At 50.2% G+C, this 13243-nt stretch carries 8 protein-coding genes; 7 read left to right on the top strand and 1 reads right to left on the bottom strand.

What is annotated here, in order from left to right; all coding sequences use genetic code 11:
* Positions 1-41: 41 nt before the first annotated feature.
* From ACULM0_RS02630 to ACULM0_RS02620, 3 genes are all read left to right on the top strand, one after another.
* A complete protein-coding gene (locus tag ACULM0_RS02630; protein ID WP_463678910.1) occupies positions 42-2021 on the top strand; it encodes a transporter substrate-binding domain-containing protein in 1980 nt (659 codons plus the stop codon).
* A 60-nt stretch (positions 2022-2081) separates the two neighbouring features.
* A complete protein-coding gene (locus ACULM0_RS02625) occupies positions 2082-3467 on the top strand; it encodes a sigma-54-dependent transcriptional regulator (protein ID WP_463678909.1) in 1386 nt (461 codons plus the stop codon).
* 184 nt (positions 3468-3651) lie between these two features.
* Positions 3652-5127: a Na+/H+ antiporter NhaC family protein gene (locus tag ACULM0_RS02620; protein ID WP_463678908.1), complete on the top strand. Its 1476-nt coding sequence runs from the start codon at positions 3652-3654 to the stop codon at positions 5125-5127.
* A 281-nt stretch (positions 5128-5408) separates the two neighbouring features.
* Here the strand turns inward: ACULM0_RS02620 and ACULM0_RS02615 are convergent, their stop codons facing one another.
* Positions 5409-5846: a DUF6431 domain-containing protein gene (locus tag ACULM0_RS02615; protein WP_463678907.1), complete on the bottom strand. Its 438-nt coding sequence runs from the start codon at positions 5844-5846 to the stop codon at positions 5409-5411.
* Between the two features lie 1075 nt (positions 5847-6921).
* Here ACULM0_RS02615 and ACULM0_RS02610 point away from each other — a divergent pair.
* The 4 genes from ACULM0_RS02610 to ACULM0_RS02595 are packed head-to-tail and all read left to right on the top strand — an operon-like array spanning position 6922 to position 13185.
* Positions 6922-10731, top strand: coding sequence for a hybrid sensor histidine kinase/response regulator (locus tag ACULM0_RS02610; RefSeq protein ID WP_463678906.1), 3810 nt, complete (start codon positions 6922-6924; stop codon positions 10729-10731).
* Positions 10728-11570, top strand: coding sequence for a CheR family methyltransferase (locus ACULM0_RS02605; RefSeq protein ID WP_463678905.1), 843 nt, complete (start codon positions 10728-10730; stop codon positions 11568-11570). Before ACULM0_RS02610 ends, ACULM0_RS02605 begins: the two co-directional genes overlap by 4 nt.
* Entirely contained in the window at positions 11570-12157 is a 588-nt protein-coding gene (locus ACULM0_RS02600) for a chemotaxis protein CheB (RefSeq protein ID WP_463678904.1), read from the top strand. Before ACULM0_RS02605 ends, ACULM0_RS02600 begins: the two co-directional genes overlap by 1 nt.
* Positions 12154-13185, top strand: coding sequence for a GGDEF domain-containing response regulator (locus ACULM0_RS02595; RefSeq protein WP_463678903.1), 1032 nt, complete (start codon positions 12154-12156; stop codon positions 13183-13185). The genes ACULM0_RS02600 and ACULM0_RS02595 overlap by 4 nt, the downstream gene beginning before the upstream one ends.
* The last annotated feature ends 58 nt before the right edge of the window (positions 13186-13243 follow it).

Genomic DNA, 13243 nt, shown 5'->3' with positions numbered 1-13243 from the left:
TCAACGTAGTGGATTAATGCACAGCTATTGAAGGAGTAATCATGAAAATGAATCGATGGTGGCAGGTTCTAATTTTATCAGCAGTAGTACTCCTCGTTTCGAGTGTAGTATTCATTGAAAAGGGTGTGACCTTTGGTAGGTGGGATGGGGCGATGCTATCGGAAGAGGAACGTCAGCTCCTTGTAGACCATTGGCCCCTGATTTATGCTGCAGATAACAACGCACCACCTCTTCGATTTGTTGATCCAGCCGATGGTCAGTACAAAGGTGTAGCAGTCGATTATATGAACTTATTGTCTTTACAGTTAGAAACACCGATAGAAATGCATCCGTTGCCCTGGGATGAAGCGCTGAGCGAGTTGTCTTCTGGAACTACGGATTTATGTGATATGTTCATTAGTGAGGAACGGAAAAAGAATTTTGTTTTCACGCAGTCCATATATAATTTGCGAGGCGTCGTGGTGTCGAAAGATCCTCATCTTCGGTTAGAAGAACTGGGTGTCCTACGCTTTGCCACACAGGAAGGCGACTACGTCAATGAGTTTCTGCTCACCCATTATCCACAAATTCAAATCGTTACCGTATCCGATGTGAGCAGCGCCCTCGACTTGCTTCTGGATGGAGAGGTGGATGCTGTCGCCGGTGATGAACCTGTTATTCTTTACCAGATCAACGAGAAGAAGAGCAACCATTTGCTACATATCGCCAGAGGTGCTTTGTATGATAATGAAGTCGTCCTCGGGATCCCAAAAGCCAAGAGAGAACTGGTGCCCGTCATCAACAAGGGTATTGCCGCACTTGCGAAAACAGAACAACTTGAGCGTATTCAGCAGAAATGGTTCGGCATATCAACCCCGATTGTACAAACCCCCGATTACGTATTGTTACTCAGGCTCTTAGTGGTCTCCATCAGTCTGATCGGAATGATTCTGATCTCTATGACACTATGGAACAAATCCCTAAAAAAAGAAGTGGAGAAGCGGACGTTTGAGCTGATCAACAGTAGGAACGATTTGCAGATTACTTTTGACGGGATGGCAGAGTATATTGCATTGATCGACCTCGATTTCAAGGTGGTCAACATCAACCAGTCGTTTTTGAATTTTCTCGAAAGTGGTAAGGAGGAGACCCTACAGTGTCCAGTTCGAACTATACTCGAGGCATTTGATTATACGTCGGTTGATGAAATGATTAAGTACGCCCAACACACCGGGGAATCCATCACGCGAGAGCTGGTGAAATCGAATCACTATTATCTCGTTCGTATCTACCCCCTTCGAAATGCGGATGTAGAAATGAAGAATTTACTCTTGATCATTCAGAACATGACGACAGAAAAGACCTCTGAAAGGCAGATGCTTCAAGCGAACAAGATGGCTGCAATCGGTCAGTTGGCTGCAGGCATGGCCCATGAAATAAGAAATCCTCTGGGGATCATCAGAAACCAGAGTTTTATTCTAGAATCTCGAGTAGAGGACGATCGGTCGATCCGATCCTTCGAACTCATTAACAGTGCCGTAGATCGAGCAAGTCGAACCATAGATAATCTCCTTGAATTCTCAAGACTTACCAACAATGAGATGCGGAAGATTCATCTTAAAGAGCTCATCGTAAAAATCGTGGCACTGGAGAATAAGCCCATGTCAAAGCGAAAAATTAGTTTCAACTTGGTATGTCCCGAGGAGGTCGAGGTGACATCAAATGCTGAGTCCTTGAGGCACATACTGATCAACCTAATTTCCAATGCGATTGATGCGATCGAAGAAGAGGGGAACATAGCCATTCACGTGTATGATGGTCAAGAAACGATACAGATTCAAGTCATCGACTCAGGTTGCGGGATTCAAGAAGAGGAAGCGGAAAATATTTTCAATCCCTTCTATACGACGAAGGCCGTGGGATCAGGTACTGGCCTGGGCTTGTATATTGCTTACAACGAAGCTAAAAAACTGGGAGGGAAATTGACTCTAAGAAAAAGTGATGACGCTCGGACGATGTTCGAGATTTCCATCCCCAGATAGGTAGAATGGTTCTAGAAAGTAAAGACCGTGTTTGAAGAGGGTAGACATCAGGAGGAAACCATGGAATACACAAAAATCCTAATCGTTGATGATGAGATGGAATACCGGGAGACATACAGAATGCTGCTAGAAGACAAAGGTTTCCTCGTAACGGAAGCCTCCTGTACGGACGAGGCTCTGATGGCACTGGAACAGGAGTATTATCCTATCGTTTTATCAGATATTCTGATGCCGGGTGATGATGGCATGGTCCTGTTGAAGAGGACAAAAGAACTCTATGGAAGTCGGGTCGAAGTGATTATTGTAACAGGTTACGGAAGTGTAAGCGGAGCCGTAGAGGCGATGAAGAACGGCGCCCTTGGTTACTTCATCAAGAGCCATGATCCACAGGCGCTCATCGCAGAAATTGAAAAGGCTAAGCGCCTGGTGCATTTTGAAACAGAGAAGAGTATTGCAGATGTTAAATCCAGCGATTCACTCTTTATAACGCGATCCAAGAATCCTAGAATGCAGCGTATTCTCGATCTAGTGGAATCACTCGGTCAGTCCGATTGCAACGTTCTGCTCACTGGAGAATCAGGTGTTGGAAAAGAGATCTTTGCTAAGTGGATCCATGAAAAAAGCGCAAGATCAAATGAGATTCTTTTGCCTGTTAACTGCCAAGCTATATCGGAAACGGTTCTCGAGTCTGAATTGTTTGGGCATGAAAAAGGGGCATTTACAGGAGCCACAGCTATGCGGATTGGACGGCTAGAGGAAGCGCACGGTGGGACCCTTTTTCTCGACGAGATCGGGGATCTGCGTCTGGATATCCAGGTGAAATTACTGAGGGTCCTAGATAATAGATATGTTGAGCGAATCGGGTCCAATAAGCAAATCCACATCAATTTTCGACTGATCTCAGCAACAAACAAGGTACTATTTGAGGAGATTAAGAATGGACGGTTCAGAGAAGATTTCTTCTATCGAATCAATACCGTGCAAATCGAAATTCCCCCGCTTAGAGAACGAAAAGAGGATCTGAAGGATATGATCCAATTTTTTATCAAACGTTACAGCCAAGAAATGAAAAAAAAGGTATGTGGAATTGAACCAGGTACAGAGCATGCGCTAATGAACTATCATTACCCGGGCAACATAAGGGAACTAAAGAATATCATCGAGCGTCTCGTTGTGTTCTCTAGAGATGGCGTTTTACGCCTAGATGAAATGACGCCTGATCTAGTTCGGTTTGAGGTGGAAGCGCATCCGACGGATAGTGCCGTTGAACGGGCGATCCCCGAATATCGAGAGGCAAAGAGGCAGTTTGAAATAAAATACATCAGTAAGGCACTTCGCATGAATGACAACAACATCACGCAAACGGCTAAGCAAATCGGCTTGAGTCGCAGACAGTTGTTTAACAAATTAGTCGAGTATGACTTGAAAGCCGATTCAAAAAGATAGTAGTCTTCTGCTATGCATTTCTCTTCCTACCTGGAAGAAAAGTGCGTAGCAGATTTTTGTTTTTTAAAGATTTCGGACGGAATCACGACCAATTCCGATCAAAATTATCTAAAAATAATTGGCACGAAGATTGCCATATAATGTGATGTCGGAATTCATATATTATTTTGATAGGAGGGTCTTTATGATCAAAAAAGAGAAGTTAGAGTTTTATGGCGGAGAATGGATGTCTTTTATCCCATTCATCGTATTCCTCGTACTTATCGTACAAACAACATTTGTATGGGGCTCAATTTCCAATGGCGCACTTTGGATACCCGCGTTTATGGCACTTGTGGTTTCGTTTTTCTTTGCGAAAGACAAAAAACAGTTTAGTACGACAATTATTGATGGCATGGCCAGTAGAGAAGCGATCATACCGGTTGTATGCTGGATTTTCGCAGGTGTATTCTCAAGGATTCTGAGAGAATCTGGTCTGGCCATGGGCCTCGCCGGATCAGCTGCGTCGCTGGGGATCGGAGGCACATTATTCGTGGTCGTTTCGTTCGTCACATCAGCAGTATTTGCAACAGCTTCAGGAACTGGTTTCGGAACAATCGCAGCAGGCATGGGCGTTCTTTATCCTGCGGGTGTTGCTCTAGGTGCGCACCCGGCATTGTTAGCAGGTGCAATTGTATCAGGCGGCGCATTTGGAGATAACCTAGCTCCGGTGTCGGATACGACGATCTGCTCTGCGACATCTCAGGGAGTCGATGTCCCAGGTGTTGTGAAATCACGCCTGAAGTATGCATTGATCGCAGCTACAATGACTGTCGTGGGTATTGTCGCCTATGGTATGACCCATGCAGGGAGCACAGCTGCTGTTGGCGAGATCGCCTACGATCCGATTACGCTGGTAATGCTAATTCCTGTTGCGCTCACCATCTGGATCGCCATAAAGTCTGGCGACATCATCATCGCCACGACTATGGGTTCTGTACTCGCAGGGCTCACGGGCGTTGTATTTAATCTATTTGATTTCTTGCAAGTTGATCCGGCTGCGGGTGTAACGCAACAAGCTCTGTTCCGTGTATCCGGTTCTGGTCTAGACAGAACTGTGGATGGTCTTGTTTACACTGGAATCAGTAGCATGATGCAAGTTGTGCTACTCGCGATCTTACTCTTCGGCTCCATTGCAATCATGAGAGATGGAGAAGGGGATGTGAAACTGTTAAAGTCACTGGGCCGCGTTGCTAGTACTGCCAGGGGTGCTGAATTCTCCATCATGGGGATGACTATCACGCTATCCGCACTGATGGGGCTCAATGCACCGGCCATCCTTGCCATAGGCGCTTCCTTTGCGAAACCGCTTTCTAGAAAACATGGTATTAGTCCTTACAGAACAGCCAACCTCCTGGACGCCACATCGTGTACGCTGGTTTATTCCTTACCGTGGACACCTGCGATCATCTATACCATTGGGTTCACACAAGGAAGTGCACATCCCTTGACTGCAATGGAAGTGACCCCCTTCGTCTTCTATGCGATTGCTATGCTCGTTGTGATGATCGGTAGTACCATTTTAGGTGTAGGACGAGAAGATAATATGAAGGGTCGCACGATCGCAGATTTTGATGATGAAGGGATTAAGAAGTTAGTTGAACTAAAGACTACCGAATGATAGACACCTTGCTCTCTATTCTCGGTCAATAAGTAGACAGAGCTTGCTCAAGCAAGCTCTGTCTACAATTTTTGGTGCGCCCGGCGTGGGCGTAATTTAACGGGTGAAAGTCCCGAGCACACCCTAGTAGTGGGAAGTGCATAGCTTAAGACAAGGGTGTCCCTGGTGACGGGTAATCTGAAGGAAGCCGGCGAAAAATCTCTGGTCTGACGATCAGAAAGCACATTTGGCGCAGGTTGATGGATAAGGTTTCCAAACTGAAGTCCCATAACTAATCAGAATCAACAACGTAGATGTGGCAGATAGGTGGAGCGAAAAATTGAGTTCTTACCCGGGGGGGTCTTAAGATAATCGGAGTACCATGAACGTTGCAAAATGGCCTCTGCCACTTTACTGAAAGACCGAGAGAAAAGTAACCAGCGCTGACGCGTGGTAGGTGGCGCTGGACAATGATCCTGACCACCATCGATTTCCTTCTCGATCACTTTCGATTCATAGTGTTTGAAAGGCATCATGAAGTCAGGTAGCTCTTGATGGATCAGACCGCACTCCATGCAGCGAAGCCTTCTGATTCTGTACGTTCGGCGCTCTCCATTGTCCATGATGCACTTTCGATTTCTTGTATCTCCGACCTTCATGTAGCCTCCGCAAATGGGGCATGGTAAAAGCTCTTTACTCCTAACGAAAAGTATCAATTTCAGGATTGTGCTCAACCTCATAGAGTGATATCATTATCATGGTTTTGGAACACCACTTTACGAGGGACAATCTTGCCAGAGGGTCCTTGTGAAGTGGTGTTTTCTTTTTTCACCTCATTACCAGTTAATCATTACTGATAATAGATTACTATGCCGATTGCGGCAGCACAAGAGAGCAAAAATGTCTGCTCCTGGACAATGCCACAGAGCAAGGCAAAGTCAAATCATGAGAGCAGAAACAACGAGGTAACGCCGGTTAAGGCAACTGGGCTACAATCACTACAACGCGATAAAATATGCGAACACGAGAAAAGGCTACCGGCATGTAGCCGGTAGCCAAATCTTAAGTTGCTGCATCACAGAGAACCTGCTGAGAGAAGCAGGATATCTATTCTTTTCCGATTACTACAAAACTGTAAGAGTATAAATCTATGGAACCGCCGTATACCGTACGGTAATTGCGGTGGTGTGGGAGGTCGGGAGAATTATGCTATTCTCCCTCCTACCCGATTACCTGCATGTTACGCTAGTTTTATAGTTTGAGATTCAGGTCATGCTTCTTAAGCTTGTAGTGTAGGGGCTGCTTTGAGGTACCCGAACAATCGGATACTTCCGACAGGGAGCTGGCGTCGCTCCTCACAGCGATTACCTATCGGGCATGGCTGATTCCTTCTATTTTCAACTGTTCGGATTCGTATGGAAAGCGGGCGTCTTTATCCAGTCGGGTTCTACCGCGCGACCTGTACGACATTCTGGTGAAAGCCCTGGCCAAATTGATAACCCCCCTGTCTACTGTCGATCTCGCCGGGAAACAGGTGCAACAAATGGGAGAACGAGTCTACCTTCCCGAGGTGACCAAGATCATCCCCAAGCTCTATCGTCTCCTTGCAGAGAATGTAGCTCGGTATTAGATAAGCTGAAGTACCTTCGCGTGTTACAGGACCCGTCGACCACCTTCTCTATGGAAGTGTGGCGAAGACTGGTCCTGTTTACATGCCCATCGATTCTGGAAAAAAGTCGCTAGTTTCACCGATAATTGTTACAATAGGAGAAAACCATCGAAACAGGAATTGTGGATATAGGGGGGTAGGGCAGCATGCTTTTAAGAAAGACCACGCTGAGGACGAAGATTACAATTGGATTTATGATCGTCATCCTGCTGATGAGCGCGGCGCTGGGCATCGGTCTCTTGGGTTTCCGTCGCAACGAAGCACAGATGACGCGACTCGACAGACTCAGTCAAGAGTCGGAGATTGCAGCAAGGCTGGAAACGACTTTCCTCGAGAACCGGCTGGCCTTTCGCACATACCAGGCCATAGGGGAGCTACCCACCACAGAGGGGGATGCACAGTTCACAATTGATCGTCTCGTCGACAGCTTCGAGAGTTTGACTGACAATCCGTCCAGACTTCGACATATGGAAGATATCCACAGCTTGCTCTCCCTCTACAACCGTCGATTCGGTGAGTTGACTGTACTGGGAAGGGAACTGTTGGCGGTATCGGGAGAGCTGACAGAAAAAGGGGACCTCCTCGTGACGGAGCTCGGGGCCCTTTCAGAAGTAGCATTAGCCGCTGAACACCTCGAGATGTTCCGACGGGTTCACACGGCCGAGATCGAGCTGTTGTTGGCAAGGCGTTATGCCACTTCCTACGTGGAGACGCAGGGAGCTACATCCTACGCCCTCTTTCGCGAGCACTTCGATGCCTTCATGGTGCAGATCGCAGGGGTGGGTCCCTTGGCGGATCGCGTAGGGGGTACCGACCGTTACACCCAGGTGCGGCTCCTGATGGCTGATTATGATCAGGGCATGCATCTTTATCACAACCAGGCGCGGATCTACAACAATCTGGTCGCTCGCATGGGCACGACCGGAGAACAGGTTTCTGCGCTCATCGGTGCAATCAATGCATCGATTGGCATCGAGTCCGCTGACCTCCTCTCAGCGGCTTCCGGACAAATGCGTACCAAAGGGCTCATGATGGGTCTGATGGCAGCCCTCGCCATCGGCACAGCCCTCTTGGTGGCGCGCGGGCTCTCCCGTCAGATCCTGGACCCTATCGGCACCTTGACGCGGGAGTTCGATGCGATTGCCTCGGGTAACGCTCATGCGACCTTTCGGTTGTCCACGCGTCTGCAAGATGAGATTGGCGACATGTCGAGAGCCTTCAATCGTTTTATGGACAGGATTCAAGCGCTCTTCAGTGAAGCCGAGCACCGCGCAAAAGTGGTCACCCTTCAGCACGAGTTGAACGATACCATGCGCCGCGAGATGGACCTCGACGCCTTGATCCGTGTGCTTCTCGAACAGGTGGTGGATCACTTCGAAGGTGTGAGTGGAGCCTTCTATCTCGTGACCCACGAGGGGGATTACCGCCTTGTGTCGCGATACGGGGTACCCGAGTGTCCCGAGGAGATCATTCGCCCAGGAGAGGGCCTTCTGGGCATCACGATCGACCAGGGTCAAGGGAGATACCTGGAGACGACCGAGGTGATGACGACGGCTTTTTCAACCGGCACAGGCGCTGGGTTGGCGCCATATCTAACGCTTCAACCAACTCTGTACGAGGACAGCCCGAATGGTCTCATCGAGATCGGACGCTTGAAAGCCTGGTCAGAGGAGGAGAGGGACACCCTAGAGAAAGCGGTAGAAGAGATCGGTGATGTGTTGCACACGGTCTTTTTATCGGAGGAGATGAAGTGGCTCTTGGATCGTACGACCCGTCAGGCGGAGCGACTACAGCAACAGCAGGAAGAGCTCCGTCAGAACAATGAAGAGCTTGAACAGCAGGCACAGAGTCTAATGGCATCGGAAAACGAACTTCTTGCACAGCAAGAAGAGTTGCGCGTGTCCAATGAGGAGCTGGGAGCCAGGAGCAAGAGACTCGAGGAACAGCAATGGGTCCTCGACCAAAAGAATCGGGAGCTGCTGGACGTCTATCAGGAAGTGCTCGATAAGAAAGTGGCGCTTGAGGAAGCCAATCGCCATCGTACGGAATTTTTCGCAAACATGAGCCACGAGTTGCGAACACCGTTGAACAGTATCCTCGTTCTTTCCGAACTCTTGATGAACAAGGGGAGTCAAGATGCCCTGACGGCAAAGGAAGGGGAGTTTGCAGAGACGATCCACCGTTCGGGTCGCGACTTATTGCGCATGATCGACGATGTGCTCGACCTATCAAAGATTGAAGCGGGAAAAGTGGAGTTTGTTCATGAACCCTTTCAATTATCCCAGTTCTTACTGGATCACGAACGGCTCTTTGGGCCTATGGCCGAGGTTCATCACCTGCGGTTCAATGCCTTTTTAGCGGAGGGTCTCCCGGAGACCGTAGCCCTGGATCAATACCGTATCAGTCAAATCGTCAAAAACCTCCTGTCCAATGCTATCAAATTCACGAAGCACGGGACCGTTACCCTGGGAATCCGTCCAGTGGCCGGGCATGAAGGGGAGGAATTGGCCTTGAACCCCAAGCGATACTTTGCCGTGGATGTGGAGGATACGGGCATCGGGATACCCGAGGATAAACGACAGCTGGTTTTCGATGCCTTCCGCCAGACCGACGGAACGACAAGCCGTGAATACGGGGGTACGGGTCTGGGACTGGCGATCAGCCGCCAGCTGGCGGAACGGTTGGGCGGTCACCTGATGTTGAAAAAATCCTCCGAAAAGGGGAGTCTCTTCACCTTGATCCTACCCTTTGTAGCGCAGAGCGAGACCTTGGAAAATGCACCTTCTAGACCCCTCCATCTCGAGAAAGTGGAAGAGCAGAGGCCTGGGGAACTGAAGCCGGTAGATGAGCTGTTGGTCGTGACGCACGATGAGGACCTGCAGTCAGCGATTCTCGAGGCGATCGTGCAACAGAATATGACAGCACAATCCTTCTCAGGAGCCCAGGAGTCCATGGCGTACCTAGAAAAGGTATTGCCGCGAGCGATCCTTCTCGATCCCAATGTTTCCGATGCGACCCCGGATGCCTTTCAGCACAAGATCGAGCGAGTGCTCGACCAGACCGGTGTGCCCCTTCACCTGCTCGCTGGGCAATCCCCGAGGCGGTCCGATCGAATCACGGAGATTCTGCGGCCGCCGTTACAGATCAAGGATGTCTACCGCACCCTAGCCGCCGTCGAGACGGTAAGACCCGATGAGCAGACCCGGCTGCTGGTCGTGGGTGACTGTGAGGGTGAGACTTTTGCCGATTTCGAAAAACTCGGGGACTGCGTGCTCACCCGTGTGGAAACTGGTGAGGAAATGTTCGAAATCCTGAAAAATCGTGGAGCCGAAGTGCTGATTATCGATCGCTCGCTCGACGAGCCATCGGCGCTCACCCTTGTCAAGCGCCTGGATGATGCGGGTCATGCTTCGCTACCGATTGTACTCTATGCTTCTGGGGTGGAAGAGGAGCGGATCTTCGAGGAAGCGATCGATAAGGCTGGGAAGATGACGAAAGCCGACAGGCATAAGCGTATGATGAACGAGGTGGTTCTGTTTTTGAAGAGCCTGGGTAGAAAGGTTGAAGGGACTGTCTCCCGGGAACACCTGGAAGGCCGGAGTGTCCTGGTCGTAGACGATGATGAGCGGAACCTGTTCGCGATGATGCATCTACTCGAGGGCATGGGGATGACCGTTCATACGGCGAGTGATGGGTACGAGGCGCTAGACTTGCTTGATCACCATCCGGTAGACCTTCTGTTGATCGATATGATGATGCCGAAAAAAGATGGCCTACAAACGCTCGTGGAAATCAGAAAAAAGGAAGGGAAAGGACATATGCCGATCTTGGCGCTAAGTGCCAAGACGATGCAAGAGGATCGAAAGCGTGCCCTTGAGGCTGGTGCCGACGACTATCTGACCAAGCCCGTTGCTGTTGAACAGCTCGTGGCGACGATGAAGGTGTGGTTATCATGAGCGATGAGAAGGAGCGTTTGGGGGTGGAACAGATTGAAATCGATCTGCTTTTGGAAGGGCTCTGGCGTCGTTATGGACACGATCTGAGAAATTACGCACGTGCTCACATGACGAGAAGGCTTAGGCATGCCCTCAACCTAGAGCCATATGCGGATTTTGGCGCCTACCAACACGCCATCCTGAACGACGAGCAGGTTTTCCGACGGTTGCTCGACCACTTGGTGGTACCCGTGACGGAGATGTTCCGAGATCCCACCTTTTTCCGAGCGCTGCGACGACAGTTGGGTCGGTTGCCCCACCGGGCAAAAGGGCGAAAGATTTGGGTGGCAGGATGCGCAACTGGAGAAGAGGTCTATGGCCTCGCCATCCTGCTGGCCGAAGAGGGCTTATTGGCTGACACGACACTCTATGCCACGGATTACAATGAGCATCTCGTGACCAAGGCGCGGGAGGGCGTCTACCCGCTTGAGAAGATCAAGCAGTACACGACGAATTATCATGAGGCCGGTGGTACGGGCTCCCTGAGCGATTATTATACGCTACGGTACGATCACGTGATGTTTGATGAGGGGTTGAAGGAGCACATTGTCTTCGACACCCACAATCTGGTGACCGATGGCACTTTTGGTGAGATGTCGGCAATCTTCTGTCGCAACGTCTTGATCTATTTCAACAGGGAACTCCAGGATCAAGTATTCGGCCTTTTTCGGGAGAGTTTGGCCACCGGAGGTGTGCTCGGACTCGGTCTGAAGGAGTCGATACGGATCTCCAGGGAAGCCTCACATTTTGAGGTGCTCGATGAATCCCAGAGCCTATACCGTAGAAAAGGGGATGCCTGATGGTCATAAGCCAACTGGTTTGTATCGGTGCATCGGCGGGGGGTGTCCAGGCAGCGACCCGGTTGATCGAAGGTTTGCGACCAGCTCAAGGCCGAGCGGTGGTACTCATCTTACATGTGAGTCCACATCAGGAAAATCAACTGCCCGAGATTCTCGGGAGAGCGGCGGAGCTCATAGTCTTAGAAGCGGTTGATAAGGTAAAAATCGAGGAGAACACCGTGTACGTGGCCCCACCGAATTACCACCTGCTGGTCGAGCGTGACCACAGCTTATCGCTTTCGAGCGATGAGCGGGTATGCTACGCTAGACCCTCGGTAAACGTGACCTTCGAGACGGCAGCCGAAGCGTTTTTCGAAAGAACAGTCGGAATCATTTTGACGGGCGCCAATAGCGACGGAGCCTCTGGTTTAAAGCACCTGCACGATCTCGGTGGTATGTGCATCGTGCAGGATCCAGAGGAAGCCCTAGTAGAAATCATGCCACGTGCTGCTATCGGTCGTGCGGATCCCCAGATGATCCTGTCGATCGAAGCCATCACCGAATGGTTGAACACACATCCACCGGAAGACAAAGGAGAAGAAGGATGAGAGAGACTGTAGAGATTTTAGTGGTCGATGATCGAAAAGAGAACCATCTCGTGATCGAGAGCATCCTGTCCGAGGAACCCGTGGTGATCGTCAAGGCGTTTTCCGGTGACGAGGCGCTGGCCCTTTGTGTGGACCATGATTTCGCACTGATCCTGATGGATGTGCAGATGCCCGGCATGGACGGCTTTGAAACGGCAGAACTACTCAGGGGCATCAAGAAAACCCGCCGGATTCCGATTGTTTTCGTGACGGCGATTTCCAAGGAAAAGAAGTCTGTCTTTCGAGGGTACGAAGTAGGGGCGGTGGACTATCTCTTCAAACCGGTGGATCCGATCGTCCTGAAGAGCAAGGTCCGTGTCTTCTGTGACCTCTACCGTCAGCGGCGTACCATCGAAAGACAGCGGATCGACCTCGAGCGAAAGGTCAGAGAACTCTCTGAAATGAGAGAAGAAAAAGAAGCGCTGGAGTCGATTTCCCTAGAGGACCCGCTCACGAAAATTTACAACCGCCGGGGAGTAGAGCAGCTCTTGGCAGGACACTTCGGAAACTGCATGCGCTACCAACTGGATCTCTCCGTGATCTTGTTCGATATCGATCACTTCAAGAACTATAATGACCATTACGGCCACATAGCCGGTGATGAAGTGCTTCGACAGCTTGCGAAAAACGCGAGGGAAACGCTTTACCGACCTGAGGATTTCGTAGGCAGGTACGGTGGTGAAGAGTTCATCGTGGTACTGCCGAACACGACCTACGAGGGGGCCATGGAGGTGGCAGAGCGTATCCAGTCACAGTTTGACGACCTGAATCTGGAACACGCTTACAATGAAAATTTTGGACGTGTGACCGTGAGTATGGGCGTGGTAACCACGGTGCCCCAGATGGGCGATGAACCGGAAATGCTGGTGGATCTGGCCGACAGGCTCATGTACGAAGCGAAGCGTTCCGGTCGCAACCGGTGTGTGGGCAGAGAAGTTGCGCTGGGTGAGGTCAGGGAACCACACGAGCCGAGAGAAGCTCGCGATTGACCCTTCCTTCGTTCGGGTGGACATGATACAATGACCCCCGAGACATACAAAAGAGCGA

This window comes from Halotolerantifilum yawarlongkerapense (genome assembly GCF_054506745.1).
This window is presented reverse-complemented; position numbering and strand designations above follow the sequence as displayed.

Bases quoted from the DNA above. Each gene is read 5' to 3' on its own strand.
- ACULM0_RS02630 (WP_463678910.1), top strand. From the start codon at position 42: ATGAAAATGAATCGATGGTGGCAGGTTCTAATTTTATCAGCAGTAGTA.
- ACULM0_RS02625 (WP_463678909.1), top strand. From the start codon at position 2,082: ATGGAATACACAAAAATCCTAATCGTTGATGATGAGATGGAATACCGG.
- ACULM0_RS02620 (WP_463678908.1), top strand. From the start codon at position 3,652: ATGATCAAAAAAGAGAAGTTAGAGTTTTATGGCGGAGAATGGATGTCT.
- ACULM0_RS02615 (WP_463678907.1), bottom strand. From the start codon at position 5,846: ATGAGGTTGAGCACAATCCTGAAATTGATACTTTTCGTTAGGAGTAAA.
- ACULM0_RS02610 (WP_463678906.1), top strand. From the start codon at position 6,922: ATGCTTTTAAGAAAGACCACGCTGAGGACGAAGATTACAATTGGATTT.
- ACULM0_RS02605 (WP_463678905.1), top strand. From the start codon at position 10,728: ATGAGCGATGAGAAGGAGCGTTTGGGGGTGGAACAGATTGAAATCGAT.
- ACULM0_RS02600 (WP_463678904.1), top strand. From the start codon at position 11,570: ATGGTCATAAGCCAACTGGTTTGTATCGGTGCATCGGCGGGGGGTGTC.
- ACULM0_RS02595 (WP_463678903.1), top strand. From the start codon at position 12,154: ATGAGAGAGACTGTAGAGATTTTAGTGGTCGATGATCGAAAAGAGAAC.